This is a genomic window from Pseudomonas shiyinii (genome assembly GCF_056725765.1).
In genome coordinates, this window is the sequence record NZ_CM161522.1 from 3,639,277 (window position 1) to 3,654,400 (window position 15,124).

Annotated in this window: 12 protein-coding genes and 3 pseudogenes; 3 read left to right on the forward strand and 12 right to left on the reverse strand. The window is 57.5% G+C overall.

What is annotated here, in order from left to right:
- Positions 1 to 47: 47 nt before the first annotated feature.
- Together ACXHGZ_RS16405 and ACXHGZ_RS16410 are read left to right on the forward strand one after the other, a co-directional pair.
- The gene (locus tag ACXHGZ_RS16405; RefSeq protein ID WP_480460602.1) at positions 48 to 1,727 is read left to right on the forward strand and encodes a ShlB/FhaC/HecB family hemolysin secretion/activation protein; all 1,680 of its coding nucleotides are present in this window, start codon (positions 48 to 50) and stop codon (positions 1,725 to 1,727) included.
- 24 nt (positions 1,728 to 1,751) lie between these two features.
- Positions 1,752 to 6,281: a hemagglutinin repeat-containing protein gene (locus ACXHGZ_RS16410; protein ID WP_480460603.1), complete on the forward strand. Its 4,530-nt coding sequence runs from the start codon at positions 1,752 to 1,754 to the stop codon at positions 6,279 to 6,281.
- A 150-nt stretch (positions 6,282 to 6,431) separates the two neighbouring features.
- Here the strand turns inward: ACXHGZ_RS16410 and ACXHGZ_RS16415 are convergent, their stop codons facing one another.
- From ACXHGZ_RS16415 to ACXHGZ_RS16460, 10 genes and pseudogenes are all read right to left on the reverse strand, one after another.
- Positions 6,432 to 6,815: a hypothetical protein gene (locus ACXHGZ_RS16415; protein WP_480460604.1), complete on the reverse strand. Its 384-nt coding sequence runs from the start codon at positions 6,813 to 6,815 to the stop codon at positions 6,432 to 6,434.
- Between the two features lie 14 nt (positions 6,816 to 6,829).
- Positions 6,830 to 6,961: a hypothetical protein gene (locus ACXHGZ_RS16420; protein WP_465001380.1), complete on the reverse strand. Its 132-nt coding sequence runs from the start codon at positions 6,959 to 6,961 to the stop codon at positions 6,830 to 6,832.
- A gap of 144 nt (positions 6,962 to 7,105) precedes the next feature.
- Positions 7,106 to 7,648: an imm11 family protein gene (locus tag ACXHGZ_RS16425; RefSeq protein WP_480460605.1), complete on the reverse strand. Its 543-nt coding sequence runs from the start codon at positions 7,646 to 7,648 to the stop codon at positions 7,106 to 7,108.
- A gap of 42 nt (positions 7,649 to 7,690) precedes the next feature.
- Positions 7,691 to 8,038 (reverse strand): hypothetical protein, encoded by a 348-nt coding sequence (locus ACXHGZ_RS16430; protein WP_480460606.1) that lies wholly within the window; start codon positions 8,036 to 8,038, stop codon positions 7,691 to 7,693.
- 132 nt (positions 8,039 to 8,170) lie between these two features.
- Positions 8,171 to 8,800: pseudogene (locus ACXHGZ_RS16435) on the reverse strand (hypothetical protein); the annotation flags it as partial.
- A gap of 73 nt (positions 8,801 to 8,873) precedes the next feature.
- Positions 8,874 to 9,458, reverse strand: a complete 585-nt coding sequence (locus tag ACXHGZ_RS16440; RefSeq protein WP_480460607.1) for an imm11 family protein — start codon at positions 9,456 to 9,458, stop codon at positions 8,874 to 8,876.
- Between the two features lie 9 nt (positions 9,459 to 9,467).
- Positions 9,468 to 12,344 (reverse strand): annotated as a pseudogene (locus tag ACXHGZ_RS16445) (RHS repeat-associated core domain-containing protein); the annotation flags it as partial.
- Positions 12,345 to 12,549: 205 nt separating this feature from the next.
- Positions 12,550 to 12,885 carry a DUF7716 domain-containing protein gene (locus ACXHGZ_RS16450; RefSeq protein WP_480460608.1) on the reverse strand — a complete coding sequence of 112 codons (336 nt, stop codon included), beginning with the start codon at positions 12,883 to 12,885 and terminating at the stop codon, positions 12,550 to 12,552.
- A gap of 17 nt (positions 12,886 to 12,902) precedes the next feature.
- Complete coding sequence (locus tag ACXHGZ_RS16455) at positions 12,903 to 13,256, reverse strand: HNH endonuclease (RefSeq protein WP_480464076.1); 354 nt, start codon at positions 13,254 to 13,256, stop codon at positions 12,903 to 12,905.
- A 42-nt stretch (positions 13,257 to 13,298) separates the two neighbouring features.
- A pseudogene (locus tag ACXHGZ_RS16460) lies at positions 13,299 to 13,499 on the reverse strand (RHS repeat-associated core domain-containing protein); the annotation flags it as partial.
- A 98-nt stretch (positions 13,500 to 13,597) separates the two neighbouring features.
- Between ACXHGZ_RS16460 and ACXHGZ_RS16465 the strand changes: the two are divergent.
- A protein-coding gene (locus tag ACXHGZ_RS16465; RefSeq protein WP_480460609.1) for an IS5 family transposase occupies positions 13,598 to 14,454 on the forward strand; the annotation gives its coding sequence in 2 pieces (ribosomal slippage) (positions 13,598 to 13,939 and positions 13,942 to 14,454; 855 coding nt in all).
- On the opposite strand, the gene ACXHGZ_RS16470 is transcribed toward ACXHGZ_RS16465, so the two are convergent.
- Both ACXHGZ_RS16470 and ACXHGZ_RS16475 read right to left on the reverse strand, forming a co-directional pair.
- The gene (locus ACXHGZ_RS16470) at positions 14,451 to 14,867 is read right to left on the reverse strand and encodes an SMI1/KNR4 family protein (RefSeq protein WP_224455781.1); all 417 of its coding nucleotides are present in this window, start codon (positions 14,865 to 14,867) and stop codon (positions 14,451 to 14,453) included. The genes ACXHGZ_RS16465 and ACXHGZ_RS16470 overlap by 4 nt on opposite strands.
- Positions 14,861 to 15,082 (reverse strand): HNH endonuclease signature motif containing protein, encoded by a 222-nt coding sequence (locus ACXHGZ_RS16475; RefSeq protein ID WP_480464077.1) that lies wholly within the window; start codon positions 15,080 to 15,082, stop codon positions 14,861 to 14,863. The genes ACXHGZ_RS16470 and ACXHGZ_RS16475 overlap by 7 nt, the downstream gene beginning before the upstream one ends.
- Positions 15,083 to 15,124 lie beyond the last annotated feature (42 nt).

Here is a 15,124-nt window from a genome sequence, read left to right on the forward strand (position 1 = left end):
ATTCACGCAATCGGGTACTTCCCGTACTCACCTTGCGGAATTCCCCTATGCCGACCCTCCTGTCGCGTATTGCCAGCTGGTTATCCATCGGGCTGATCCCGGCCTGCCTGGTCGCGCTGCCCGCCCAGGCAGCCGACCCTGCCAGCGAACAACTGCGCGACCAGCAGCGCACACTGCGCCAGCTCGAACAACAACAGCGCCTGGAGCAATGGCGGCGGCGCCCAGCGCCCACCTCCGCCAGGGAACCGACCACCGATGAACGCCCAGGCGGTCGCTGCTGGGCAATCCCCGGCCTGCGCCTGCGCGGCAACCGGCAGGTGTCGAGCGCGACATTGGACCAGGCCCTGCGCCCCCTGCTTGCGCCCTGCCTGGATGTGGCCAGCATCAATCGGCTGCTCAAGGCCATCACCGAACGCTACGTGGCGGCCGGCTACCCCGCCAGCCGCCCCTACCTGGCCCTTCAGCCCCAAGACGGCCAGCCCCTGGACATCGTCATCGTCGAAGGCTTCGTCGAGTCGATCGAACTGTCCGACGCCGACCTGCCGCTGTCCTTGCAAGGCGCCTTTCCCGGCCTGCTCGGTAACCCCTTGTACCTGCCTGACCTGGAACAAGGGCTGGACCAGCTCAACCGCCTGCGCGCCTATGACCTGGGCGCGGACCTGTTGCCGGGGGCGCTGCAAGGGGGTACCCGGGTGATCATCCAGCCGCGCCAGGTCGGCTCGCGCTGGCACCTGGACAGCCGCCTGGACAATCGCGGCAGCGAGCTGACCGGCCGCCACCGCCTGAACCTCGGCCTGGGGCTGGACAGCCCGCTGGGCCTGAACGATGACCTGCGCCTGGCCCTGGTCTCGGCTGTTTTCCATGCCCCAGGGCAAAGCCAGGGCGCCAGCCTTTACTACACCGTGCCCTATGGCCCCTGGACGTTCGCCCTGAACGCCAGCTGGATGCGCTACAAGGCCCCACTGCCCAACGGGCGGCAGGTCAGCAGCGGCACCAGCAGCCTCCAGGGCATGAGCCTGGAGCGTGTGCTCTGGCGCAACCAACAGGGCCTGCTGAGCACGGTCGCCCGCCTGGACAGAAAAGCCCTGGTCAATCGCATCGACGGCGCCACGACTCGCCAGCAGAGCCCGACCCTGACCACCCTGGAAGCCGGGCTCAACCTGCTGTGGCTCGACGGCGGCCTGTGGAATGCCTACCTGGGCGTCGCCCAGAGCCTGGACTGGCTCGGCGCCGAGCACCCCGCCCAGGTTCCGTGGCTGGCTACGCGGGCACATTTTCGCAAGTACCGCGCCAACCTCCTGCACCTGCGCCAGGGGCCTGCACAATGGCCTTGGCGCTGGCAAGGCGAGCTGAACCTGCAATACAGCCGCGAGGCACTGCCGGCCATCGAACAACTGCTGCTCAGTGACGATTCCGCCGTCCGCGGCTGGCGCCAGGCCACCGTGGCCGGCGCCAGCGGTGCGGTGTGGCGCAATACCTTCAGCCAGCCCCTGCCCATCCCCGTGCCGCTGGAGATCCGCCCCCAGCTTGGCCTGGACCTGGGCTGGACACGCTTCAACCGCAACGCTCCGTCCCAACGCCTCGCCGGCGCTTCCCTCGGCGTCGAGCTGGCGCGCCCGGGCAACCGCCTGCGCCTCGACTACCAACGCGCCCTGTACGCCAGCGATCGCAACCAGCAGTCGCTGGAACCCGGCATCTGGGTCCTGGAATGGGCCCTGAGCATCTGATCACCACAACAAAGAGAAGAAACCGTGACGACTTGCATCCAACCTCGATCCAAACGCCCGGATACCTTGCGCTGGGCTATCTTCATCGCTCTGCTGGCCTCTTCAGCCGCTCTGGCAGGGCCTGGCCTGCAACCGGCCGCCGGCCCTGGCGGCACCCCGGTGGTCAACAATGGCCATGGCGTGCCGGTGATCGACATCGTCGCCCCGAATGCCAAGGGCCTGTCGCATAACCAGTTCCTCGACTACAACGTCGGCAGGCCCGGTGTGGTGTTGAACAACGCCTTGCAACCCGGCCAGTCGCAACTGGCCGGCGCCCTGGCGGCGAACCCGCAGTTCCAGGGCCAGGCCGCTTCGACCATCCTCAACGAAGTGATCAGCCGCAACGCGTCGCTGATCGAAGGCCCTCAGGAAATCTTCGGTCGCCCGGCCGACTACATCCTGGCCAACCCCAATGGCATCACCCTCAACGGCGGCAGCTTCATCAACACGACCCGCGCCGGGTTCGTGGTCGGCACCCCGCTGGTCGAGGAACAGCAACTGCGCTTGATCGACACCCTGCAGGCCAGTGGTGCCTTGCAGGTAGCCGGTGACGGACAGGCCAACAGCGAAGGCGCACTGGACCTGATCGCCCCGCGCATCGACAGCCAAGGCCCGCTGACCGCTGCAGGCGACCTCACGCTCACCGTGGGGCGCAACCGCATCGATCCTGCTACAGGCGATGTACTCGAGCACCAGCCAGGTGTACCGGCCAGCATCGATGCCAACCTGTTCGGCGCCATGCGTGCCGGGCGCATCCGTGTGGTCAGCACTGCCGAAGGTGCCGGCGTGCGCATGGGAGCGGTACCGGTATCGGCGGACAACGGCCTCAGCGTCAGTTCGGCCGGCGGCCTGGAGGTCAGCGGCACCGGCACCGAGCGTACCCGCTTGAACGCCGGGAAGGGCGAGCTCCGGTTGACCGCGACAGGCGACTTGGCCTTGAAGGCCGTCGAAGGCCAAGCCAGGCGGGTCGACATCGAGGCCGGCAACACACTGACCCTGGACGCCGAGCTCCGTGAGAAGATCCAGCGCGACCAGGAAGCATGGAAGAAAAAAGCCTGGTTCGTCACCACCGAAACCTACAGCCGCACCCGCACCACCACCGATCGCACGCAACAAGGTAGCCAACTGCGAGCCGATGAGGGGCTTTCCCTGCGGTCCGGGGCCGACATGCGCCTGGTGGCAGCCGACGTGCGTGCCGGCGACCAGGTCACCCTCGACAGTGCCGGGAACCTTGACATCGAGGCGGGCATCGATCGCCAGCGGATCGAAGAACAGGTGCGCCATCGCAAGCACCTCTGGCGTGGCGACAGCGATACCGATACGTCCAAGGAGATGGCTCGAGGCAGCGTGCTCGAGGGTGAGCGCCTGGTCGTGAATGCCGGAAAAAACCTCAAGGTGCAAGGCAGCCAGCTGCAGAGCCGTGCCGACATGCAGTTGAAGGCCAAGCAGGTGACTGTGACCACGACCTCGCTCGAAGAATCCGGCAATCAGCGCGACTATCGCGGCGACCTGGTTTCCGGCACCTTTTTCGGCGACCGCAAAGGCAATGAGCGCCAGGGCCAGACCCTGGCCGGCAGCACCGTCACGGCAGGCGCGAACCTCAGTATCAGCGCCGACCAGGTCACGATCAAAGGCAGCCGCCTGGCAAGCCAGGGCGACTCGGTGCTTTACAGCGAGCAAGGCCTGCTGGCCATCGAGGCCGACCGCAGTACCCTCACTTCCACGGAACGTGAGAGCGACAACAAGCTCTTCGGCCTGATCGGCAACCAGCAGACCCGCACGAACCGTGAGGACCAGGTGCTGGTCAGCGACGTGTCCGCCAGCAGCGACCTGCGCCTGGCCAGTGCCGAAGAAATGCGTATCCATGGCGCCAAGGTCAACGCGGGCGGTACCTTGCACGTCGAGGCCAAGGGCGACCTGCTGGTCGACAGCGCACAAGCCAGCAAACAGACCGAGGTCCTGACCCACGCGCGCGGCCTGACCGCCAGCGCCAGGCAAACCCAGACGGCGCAGGACGGCAAACCGGACTCGCGCCAATTCGAAGCCAGCCTGGGGTATCGGGTGAGCAACACGCGTCAGCAACAACAGGACACCTCGCAGGTATCCAGCGAGCTCAAGGGCGCCACCGTGGCGCTCACCAGCGGTGGGCACCTGCAGGTCAAGGGCTCCAAGGTCCAGGCCAGCGCCGGCTCCCTCACCGTGCAGGCCGAACGAACCACACTCGGCGTGACGCGCGATACCCGCGAGTCGGCTACCGACAAGACCCACATCGAAGGCGCCCTGGCGGTAACCGGGGGGATCGACAGAGTCGGCAGCGCCTTTACCGGCCAGCATCAGCAGCAGACGGTGCGCGATAGCACCAGCACTGCCGTGCGCAGTGAACTGCAGGCCGCTGGCGATATCCGCATCGACACGGGCACTCTTCTCACCGAGGCCGCTCACGTGGTGGCAGGCGGCGCTCTGCAGGTACAGGCCGAGCGCATCGACAACCAGGCCGTCGAGAACATCGAAAGCCATGAGCAAGAGACCCGCAACTGGCGCGCCGGCCTTGGCGCCAGCCTCGAATACCGCGACATCAGCCGGCCGATCGAACGCCTGGTGCAGGGCGAGGAAGCTGCCCGCTTCCAGCAGGCTTCTGTGGAAGACGCGTTGACAGCCCCCAGCATCGGAGCCGACCTGACCGCAGACCATCTGCTGCGCCTGGAAAACCAGCGCCGCGGCTATGCCCAGGCCAGCGAGCTGTCCGGCGCCTCGGTCACAGTCAAGGCCCAGCAGGTCGATGACCGGGGCACCCAATGGCGCGCCAACGAAGGGGTATTGACCCTCCAGGCAAAACGGCACCAGATGCTGGCGGCCTCGGACACGGGTACAGACAGCGTCCGGCGTTTGGACGTGGGCGGCGACGTGCGCGTCGATACCAGCACCGGCCAGGACATCAACGCACGGGTCGCCGGTAAAGGGGGCTCGTTGGAGAAACAGGCCACCACCACCACGGCCCGCCCCGGCACGCTGTACGGCCAACAGGGCATCCAGGTCCAACTCGGCAGCGAGGGCCGCTACGAAGGCACCCGTATCGAGGGTGGTGAAGGCGACGTATCAGTGCACAGTGATGGCACATTGACCCTGGCCCAGGCCACGGACAGCACCCGCCAGCAGACCGGGAGCCTGGTCGGCAACGGCTGGGTCAAGGGCGGCAACCGCCCTGGCAGCGTAGGTATCGACGGCCGGGGCTACCTGGACAAGGACCGGCAGCAAAGCCTGGACACCCAGGCCCGGGTCGCGCAGATCGATGCCAAGGGCGATGTCAGCCTCACCAGCGGCGGCGACCTGCTGCTCGAAGGCACACGCATCGGCAGCCGCGAGGCCCCCGTGGCCAATGTGCGCCTGGAGAGCGACGGCCTGCTGCAGGTCAAGGCCGCGCGCGACCCCCATCAGGCCAGCGGTGCCAAGCTCGGCGGCGGGCTCGAACTGGCGGCCAAGGCCGGTACCAGCAAGGGCGGTGGCATCGGCGGCCACTTCACCCATGGCACGCTGGACGAACGCAGCGACCAGGCCGTCGATGCGCGCATCACCAGTGCCGGCGCCCTGTCCATGAGCAGCCGCACCCGGGAAGAAACCGCCCTGTGGGTACAAGGCCTGCAGGCATCTGCGGCACGGATCGACGCCCAGGCGTTCAAGGGTGGCCTGTTGCTCGAGAGCTCGGGCAACCGGGACTATCGCAACAACCTCGGCATCAGCGCAGGGGCCGGTATCAGCCTGAGCCAGGGCGAACTCGATAGCCGCGCCCTGCACGGCCGAGTCCAGGTCGACCTCGACAAACGGGACAACCAAACCTGGAATGCCAACACCTGGCGTGCCGACCGGATCAACCTGCTGAGCCAGGGTGACACCCGCATCGAAGGCAGCAGCCTCGAGGCCCAGCGCATCCAGGGCGACATCGACGGCGACCTGCTGGTCGCCAGCCGCAAGGACCGGGTCGATAGCCTGACCGTGGCGGTCGATGCGCGCCTGAGCCAGGAGAAGAACCCCCAAGGCTATACCAACGCCGCCAAGGCCCTGGCCGGGCCGGCAAGCGGCAAGGTCAACGAGAAGACCAGCGCAGCGCTGAGCAAGGCCGAGCCGGGCCTGTCGCCAACCCTCAAGCTCGAGGTGTCCCATCGGCAACGCGACACCGTGGCCCATCAGGCAACCCTCAAGGGCCGTGAGGGCATCGACCTGAAGGTTGGCGGCGATGCGCGCCTGGTGGGTGCCCGCTTGCAGTCGGCCAATGGGCCGGTGGAACTGCAGGCGACGTCGGTTACCCGCGAAACGCTGAGCGGCACGGATTATCGGCGGGATGTGTCGGTCGATGCGTCGAACTCACCCGTCGACCTGGGCACCGCGATCGCCGAGCTGACCAAGGGCAAGGGGGCGGCCGATGGCGAGAACGCGTTGGACCTGGGATTGTTACGCACCAGTGGGTATAGCCGCAGCGAGCAGTGGGTTTCGGAGGTTCGGCAGAAGGGGGATCGCTGAGAGGGTTATGTAGTGTTCGCCGCGGCGGTGTTGGTGCTTGCGAGATCGAGCGCCGCCCGCGCGGCGCCGTTAATAAATATACACCCAGAAGTTAAAATAAGACTACAGCTTCAGCCTTTAAAGAACTCACAAAACATCAAACAATCCAATCTAAACATCCAATTCAACCGCACTACCATTGAAAAGCACTTGCAAAGCCTCTCGCATGGAGAATACTTTGCCCTCGACGTCTAAAAGAGCATTGTCAAATTTAGCAAAAATAGTTGAAGCCCCGAAATGATTAACGAACTGCGGTTTGACCTCAACCCTAAGACCACCCTCCGCCAACACTATTTTTTCTATTGCGCCTGCCACTTCATAGCTTGCCCCAGAAGCTTGCAAGCCAATACAACTATCAACACTTGAATTATCTTCATCATCCAAGCGGGTAATTATCACATAATTTACAGGGTCAGCACCACCATCACCAAGCGCAACTATTAATACATCATCTTCTTCATAGCATTCGATGTTTGAGGCAACAAAATCATCCATAGAGACCTCCATTACTAGCCACATCCAGAACCAGATATTTTTTGTACTTTCTTACTTTTCGCATTCCAAACCTCTTTGGATGCGCCATCGCCTGATGGCCATCTATATTCGACATCAGCACCGGCAAAGCCTTTAAATGCATTCATCTTACCTTTACAACTATTGCAAGGCGGGTATTGCACCCGCGTGCCGCCGGTGGCACTGATGTCGGTCAGCCTGTCTTCGGGTGTACGGGTGAAATGCAGGAAGTGGCCGAGGGCGTTCTCGATGCGTTGCAGCGAGCGGGACTATCAAACCACTCTAATCTCCCTTAAATCCAACCCCTTCAACCCGCTATCCTTGGCCGCATCAACGAATTTATCAGAAACAAAAATGGAAAGCGGACTTTCAGCCACCCGAAAAACATCACAACCTTGCACCGCAAGAGCATTAAGTACAACCCTATAAACAACCAAACCATTGGGGTATTCATCAAACTCCGAGAGTTCTCTATTAAACGCGCCATCCAGAACCGTCTGAACCAAAATTCCAGAATGATCTGAATTTGGGGACAAGACACTTACATCCTCAATAGAACTGGGAGCCACGGAGCGGAATAGAATTTTGGCCTTGGACGTCACAATGAGCACAGGCTTAAAGAAAGCAAATATATCCGAGGCGTCTTTCTTATTCTTATCATCAGAATTGAACTCCAGCTCATATTGGTTTGCAAGCAAAGATTCGACATCATTGCCAAAGGCGTATTGCTGCGCGGCAGCATGCAATGAAAGACCGCCATATTTTCCAATTAAAGTTTTAAATTTATCATCCTGAGCTACTGAGTAATATCTCATAACCATCCAGAAATGCCTTTCCAATTCCCCCCAGATCTTAAGTCAGTCGTAAACCCCTTCCTCTTGAGCTTTTTCAATAAACAGATCCTGCAAGTAACCCTGAATTTCCTCGCCATCCATACTCAGTATAAAATCGCCTTCCAGACCATCTGGAAAGTGCACTCCGTCCAGTGCGCCCAATAGTACAGAAGCGCTATCCGCAATAATAACCTTAAAGAAATCTATTACATCCATTCTCTGAGAACCACTAAGCAGCGCCAGGGAATTTCGCGCTCGAGCATATGAGTCTTTATCACCTTCAACTGGTTTCTGAAGAGACTCCTTATACCGCAAAAAATTCTTTCTGAATAGTTCGCAGTAAATGGCATCCACAAATTTCTTATCATTCATCTACCAACCCTTATTTTCGCATCTCTGGATACATAAATTTATTCATGACCATCCATTCTTGTAGCTTCTGATTTGGCACATCAGGATAAACACGCCGCAACTCTCTTATGTCACGCGCCAGCACATCTCGTACGCTAGCAAGCTCGACGCGAACTGCCAGGCCTTGCGCCCCATCGCGTCATAACCGAAGCAACTGGTGAGCTTGCCCTGGGTCCGATACACCTCGCGGTGCAGGTCATCACGCTCCATGTCGGTGATCACCTGACCATCCAGGTTCAGCTGGTGCAGGTGCCCGCTGCCGTAGTACAGGTGATTGACCTTGCGGCCATCCGGCAATGTCAGCGTGGTCAGGTTGCTGAGCGGGTCATATTCGTAGCCGAGTGTGCCGGCGGGCGTGATTTCTTTCGTCAGCCGGCCGAGCAGATCGTAGGCGTACTCCAGCTTCTCTTCCGTGATCCCAAGCTGCTTGCCGATCCCGGTCGGTTGCCGCTCGATGCTCAGTAACCGGTCGCCGTCGTCGTACGCGAATGTCTGGCTCGCATCGCGGTTGATCTTGGCGACCAACCGGCCAATGGTGTCACGCTCGAACAGCGTGTGCCGTTCCGGGCGCTCGGCGTTTTCGCCATAGCCAATCTCATCCAGTCGGGTGAGATGACCTCCGACGTTGTAGCTGAAACGCCGGGTCAGGTTATCCACCCGTACTTCTTCGACCAACCGGTCCGACGCATCGTAGGCAAAGCTGTAGATCGCGTTGTTCTCGTCGCCGCTTAGTAGCTATAGATGCCATTCAAACCACTTACATTAAAACTATACGATATAAGCAGTACAAGCCATCCTAATCAATAGCATTAAACCTAACTGATAATTCTTTACTCTTAACCTTTAGCACCAGTTGCTCTGAGACAATAGGATCAATCCATATCACACCATCCACAAAAAAAAAGTCCAACCCCCCAGCTGCCTTCTCGTTGATACACATCTTTTTCACACCTCGAACCTTATAATCATAAGCCAGCTCACCAGCCAAAAGTTTACTCACAACCATAGACTTACCAGAATATTCCGACAGCTCGTAGTCAAAACACGGGACCTTCTCATTTACATGAATCAGAAAATATTTTTTTTCAGTATGTCGCCCGTTAAAGTACTTGACATCAGCTGAAACAAACTGCGCCTTAGAACTAAGCTCCTCAAGAACATCTTTCAAATCGTTTGACACAAAAAAAGCACCACAAGCTGTTAGAAAGAAGTCAGACTTCAGACTGCGAACCTTTTTATCTAAAACCACCGAAACCGACAGATGCGTTAAAGAAATACTTTCCCCAACTCGATAATAACCGCCTAGCGCTGGCGAAAATAGAACATCGCCATCTGTATATCCACCATCCACCACCTCATGGCACATAGAATAGTAATTCATTCCTTTCTCCTAACATGTCGAACGAGTGCCCTTTGGTCTGGGATCTGTATTCTGCAAGCGTAATGTATCTGATCCGAGGCTCATCCGCATACTGCGCTCGACAGCCCCAATTTTCTTAAGCAGCTCTTTATCAGATGCTGCTGCTATATTGCCTATTTTTTGCTCCGCAATCATCAAGCGGCTTCGAGCCGCATCATAATACGAGCCCAAGTGACCGCCGCTGTGCAATGGTTTACCCGAGGCGAGTGATTCTGCTGAAGACGTAGGTAGTGATGAACCATTACTGGCACCATTCGGATTATATATCCCACGCTTCATCGCCTCTTGGATTAGAGCGAATCTATTGACCACATTAGTAGGAATGAGATGGTGTGCGGCATACCCAGGCGGGATCGTATTTCCGGCTTTAGCCATGGCCATAGCAAGAAGCTTGCTAGGTGAAAGACCAGCAGGATCTACCCAAGAAATAGGATTGGGGGCATATGCATAAAGATTATCCCCGCCCAAAATCCCTAATGGATCTTGCGTGATAAAACGCCCCAACTCAGGTTCATAATACCTAAATAAGTTATAATGAAGACAAGTCTCTTGGTCATAGTATTGACCTTGAAAGCGTAAATTTTGCTCGACTTTGTTTACTGCAATCTTCTCAACTACTCCCCAGCATCGATAAGATATTTTCCAGACTATATCACCATCACTGTCTGTCAGTTCTAACGGCAAGCCCATTTGATCAGTATGGAAGTAGTAGACCTTCTGCCCTTCCCCTTCGACTTGATCGACACGTGCCAAGGGCGCGTAACTCCCTGGCTCATAGAAATACAGAATGCTCTGCCCCGGCGTCTCCTCACGCAGCATCCGCAGCCCTTGCCACAGGAAGCGTTTCTGCTCGACCTCGCCGTTGATTTCAGCCTGCTTGGCCACCCGACGCCCAAGGCTGTCGTACCGGTACTGCCCGGTACTCTCCAGCTTGCCATTGACCAGTGTTTCCGCCCGCACCAACCGGTTTTCGCAATCATAGGCAAAGTGCTGCAGCGTGCTGTGCCCCGAGCGCTTCTCGATCAGGTTGCCCCACGGATCGTAACGGTACTCCTGATCCCGCCACTGCCTGATCCGGTTGTCTCTGACCTTGTCAAACTGTCGCGCATTGAAATCCAGCCGGTTGGCTGCCGGGTCGTAACGAAACTCTTCGCTGCCCACCAATGAACCGGTATCACGGCTACGCAACTGCCCGTTCGCTTCGTACTCGTACTTGATCTCGCCGCGCAGCTTGTCGAGGGTACGTACCAGTTCGCCTGCAGGGTCGTACTGATAACGGCGGTGGATCGGGTTGTAGGCATGCTCCACCAGCAGCGAGGTATTGATACCGGTGTTATGCACCTGCGAGAGCTTGTCGGCTGGCAAGCTCGAGGCGAATTGCCAGGCCTTGCGCCCCATCGCGTCATAACCGAAGCAACTGGTGAGCTTGCCCTGGGTCCGATACACCTCGCGGTGCAGGTCATCACGTTCCATGTCGCTGATCACCTGACCGTCCAGGTTCAGCTGGTGCAGGTGCCCGCTGCCGTAGTACAGGTGGTTGACCTTGCGGCCATCTGGCAGGGTCAATGTGATCGGATTGCTGAGCGGGTCGTATTCATAACTGAGCGTGCCGGCGGGCGTGACTTCCTGGGTCAGCCGGCCCAGCAGATCGTAGGCGTACTCCAGCTTCTCTTCCGTGACCCCAAGCTGCTTGCCGATCCCGGTCGGTTGCCGCTCGATGCTCAGTAACCGGTCGCCGTCGTCGTACGCGAAGGTCTGGCTCGCATCGCGGTTGATCTTGGCGACCAACCGGCCAATGCTGTCACGCTCGAACAGCGTGTGCCGTTCCGGGCGTTCGGCATTTTCGCCGTAGCCCATCTCATCCAGTCGGGTGAGATGACCACCCGTGTTGTAGCTGAAACGCCGCGTCAGGTTATCCACCCGTACTTCTTCGACCAACCGGTCCGACTCATCGTAGGCAAAGCTGTAGGTCGCGTTGTTCTCGTTGACCAACGCGGTCAGGCGAATGGCTTTGTCGTACTCGTAGCGAATTCGCTGGCCCTTGGCATCCTGGCGGCTGCTCGGCAAACCCCGGGCCGTGCGCAGCAGGCGGGTGGTCTGGCCCTTGCCGTCTGTGTGGCTGAGCACCTGGCCATAGACGTTGTAGGTGAAGGTTTCCGAGGTGCCGTCCGGGTGGGTGATCTTCAACACCTCACCGTCCGGTTTGCGCTCCAGCGTGGTGGTCTGGTTCAGCGCGTCGGTAACAGCGACCAGGTGCTGGCGCTCGTCGTAGCGGTAGTAGGTGCTCTTGCCCGAGCAGTCCTGGTAACGCTCGACCTGGGCCTGGGTGTTCCACCACAGGTACTTGGATTTGTAGGTCGCGTCGATGATGGTGTGCGGCAGGCCATCGTCGCTGTTCAGGTACTCGGTCATCTGGCCGAGGGCATCGAATTCGGCGAGCAGGTTGCCCTTGTCGTCGTAGCGCGCTCGCCAGGTGCTGCCGTCCGGGTAGCTGACCTGCGTCACCAGGGTGGTCAGGTGGTGATACTCGTAGGTGGTCTTGCGGCCCAGCGGATCGGTTTCCTCGAGCAGGCGGGCGAACTCGTCGTACTTGAAGGCGAGTTTGTTGCCGTCCGGCAGGCCCAGGCCGATCATGTTGCCCTGCTCGTCCAGCTCGATGGCATAGCGCTCGCCACCATAGTCCCGGCTGGCAACCACGCGATGGTCGGCGTTGTACTGCACTTCCAGCTCGCGGCCGAGCACGTCGGTGGCCCAGCTGGTGCAGGCGCTCAGGTTGTAGCCGTCGCTGGTCCAGTGCTCGACCACCCGTGGTTTGCCACCCTGGGTTTCCCAGCGGTAGTGACAGCCTCGGTCAGGGTGCCGTCGGACACGCTACCAATAGGACTGAGACTTACGCCTCAGTCCATAAGTTTGAATTTTAAATATCGATTGGCTTGCAGGCTGGGAACGTGAATACAACCTACGTATGTCTGTGCGAGGCTAATTTGCCTCGCACATTTTACCTTCTACCGATCAAAGCGCCGACTCATGTGAAGAGATTAAAAGTAAAAAATCACAAATCGATAAATTCATCATTATCTTGATAATAATTCAAGACCTTAACATAGTCATCATACGATGCATCAGGCTTTTGCTCCGCCAACAACGTTACAACATCAACAAATTGCTGCCCCGCATAGAGATAACTCAGCCCTGTTTTTTTTACGGACTCTGGATAGATCTCCTTATCGTCTTTAACGCTTGGATAATCCGCCACAAAATATTGCACCTTTAAATCTAGCTGATCTTGATCCTGACCATAAAGACAAAAGTCATCATCTTGCTCTGCAAAAACCTTAACATGCTCGATTAGCTCTGAAAGAGCATAAAACTTATCCTTCAATAACATGACATTTCTCCAGTTGATCAACCACAGCAAATTTTTCCGGTTGCGCCGTCAAGCTTGCCTTTTCGCCCTTGAGCGCCACCACCCCATATATCTCTACCGCCTTTACCAGTCGGGTGGTATAAACTATGATTCGACTTATGATCCATACGATCCACTAGAGATAGCCTATTAACATCCTCGTGGTGGTGCCACGTCAAGCCAGGGGGGCTGCCACTTTTACCACCTGTCTTAGCCCACTCCTCAAGTTTTGGATAGCGATTCAGCATATCCTTCCTGAACTCAGGCTCAAGTTCCATCCTATTCAAAAGATCGGCATTAGCCCTATTAAATTGAACGGCATCACTAGAGTATCTATACTGAGGATCCAACATGTGATCATGGAAAATATTATACTTTCCATTATTCGGCCTGTTCGCCAATCCAAGGGGGTCAAGCCAAGTCAGCGGATTGATAGCGTATTTGTATAAGTTAAAACCACCTTGCAACCCAATTGGGTCTTGAGTCACAAACCTCCCGGCACCAGTATCATAGTAGCGGAGCGTGTTGTAGTGCAATTCCGTTTCGCAATCGAAGTACTGGCCTTGAAAGCGTAAATTCTGCTGAACCTTATCAACCTCTAGGCTCTGTACGAAATCCCGAGAAACCCAATCGCCGCCCCTCGAACGCTGAGTTTTTGTAGAGTCCCACGCCATCGACGGAAAGGAATTCTGTGATGGCAAAGCGTTACGAACTCTCGGACGAGGCCTGGGATGTGGTCTCCGATCTCTTCATCGAAACTCATGGCCGAGGGAGGCCGCGCCTGAGCGACCGGCTGATGCTCGATGGCGTGCTTTGGGTGCTCTGTTCAGGCGCTGCGTGGCGAGACATGCCGGAACGCTTCGGTCCATGGTCAACGGTCTATCAGCGGTTCCGGGGTTGGCGAAACCAGGGCACGTTCAATCAGATGCTCAAACGCTTGCATCTGAGATTGAATGAGCAAGGCTTGATCGACTTGCAAACCTGGATGATCGACTCAACCGCTGTACGCGCAACCCGAGCGTCTTCTGGTGCCGGGAAAAAAGGGGGCCTGACGAGCCTGCCGATCACGCTTTAGGCCGCAGTCGTGGCGGACTGACAACCAAAATCCATATGCTCTGCGACGCCAACGGGACACCGTTGCGCTTCCTCCTCTCTGGCGGTCAAGCCAGTGACATCAGCTATGCCCAGCCATTGCTGGACGAGGTCAGCATTCCATCGAGCCAACGTGGCCGCCCTCGCAAGCGCTGTAAATGGTTGCTTGCCGACAAGGGCTACGACGCCGAGGCACTTCGCCGCTACTGCGACCAATACCGAATGCAGCCCGTCATCCCGCTGCGCTCGATGAAGCGCAAGCCCAAACCAGGCTTACCCAGACTGTTTGATCGGCCCAAATACCGACAGCGCAATATCATTGAGCGCATGTTTGGCTGGCTGAAAGAGAACCGTCGCATCGTGACACGCTTCGACAAGCTCGCGAAAAGCTATGCCGCCATGGTCTCAATGGCTTGTTCCATGCGGTGTTTGCGACATCTCTTTTCGTACAGAGCCTAGCCTACACGAAGTGAGTTTATAAAGTCATCAAAGCCCGAACAAACTTTTTCTAAACGCATTTCACCTTGAATCCATAAATACACCACCCCGGCATCTTCTTTCTTTAAAGAAAGCATAAAGCTGTTTCCGCCATCATCATATGCAAAAGGAACATAACCTTCAAGGTCGCTATCTTGATTTATATATTCCTGCATTAATTTTTCTATCGGCAGCTTACCAAACTTTATGGGGTTGAAACCATTTATACTAAACACATACTCATCACCTTCGACCTCGGTCGCCTCAGGGAAACCGCCATTATTCTTAAGATAAATACTCTTAAATAGAGGCGGAAGCTTTCCTCCAGCCAGAAACTCAATCTGGGAGAAATCCCCCATATCAATACTCGATTCAGACTCTTCTAGATCTAACATGCAGTCCCTCCTACCTTTTTTGCTGCCGCCGGTTTCCTAGCAGGGAATGTATAAGACTTCCCAGTTGCCGCCGTGTACTGGGCCACTCCTCCTTTATGAGGAACGCCTTGGTGAGCTCTCTGCTCCACTAGCTGCATAGTACCTTTGTTAGTCTTAGGATCATAGTCATCCAGATGGTGCCAAACATAGCCACGCGGGGTCGTTTTTTGATTCAATTCAGCGACCTTATTCGCCGCTTCAAAATCCTTAATATAGTC

Coding starts and splice junctions, on each gene's coding strand:
- ACXHGZ_RS16405 (WP_480460602.1), top strand. CDS start 48: ATGCCGACCCTCCTGTCGCGTATTGCCAGCTGGTTATCCATCGGGCTG.
- ACXHGZ_RS16415 (WP_480460604.1), bottom strand. CDS start 6,815: ATGGATGATTTTGTTGCCTCAAACATCGAATGCTATGAAGAAGATGAT.
- ACXHGZ_RS16420 (WP_465001380.1), bottom strand. CDS start 6,961: ATGAATGCATTTAAAGGCTTTGCCGGTGCTGATGTCGAATATAGATGG.
- ACXHGZ_RS16425 (WP_480460605.1), bottom strand. CDS start 7,648: ATGAGATATTACTCAGTAGCTCAGGATGATAAATTTAAAACTTTAATT.
- ACXHGZ_RS16430 (WP_480460606.1), bottom strand. CDS start 8,038: ATGAATGATAAGAAATTTGTGGATGCCATTTACTGCGAACTATTCAGA.
- ACXHGZ_RS16440 (WP_480460607.1), bottom strand. CDS start 9,458: ATGAATTACTATTCTATGTGCCATGAGGTGGTGGATGGTGGATATACA.
- ACXHGZ_RS16450 (WP_480460608.1), bottom strand. CDS start 12,885: ATGTTATTGAAGGATAAGTTTTATGCTCTTTCAGAGCTAATCGAGCAT.
- ACXHGZ_RS16455 (WP_480464076.1), bottom strand. CDS start 13,256: ATGTTGGATCCTCAGTATAGATACTCTAGTGATGCCGTTCAATTTAAT.
- ACXHGZ_RS16470 (WP_224455781.1), bottom strand. CDS start 14,867: ATGTTAGATCTAGAAGAGTCTGAATCGAGTATTGATATGGGGGATTTC.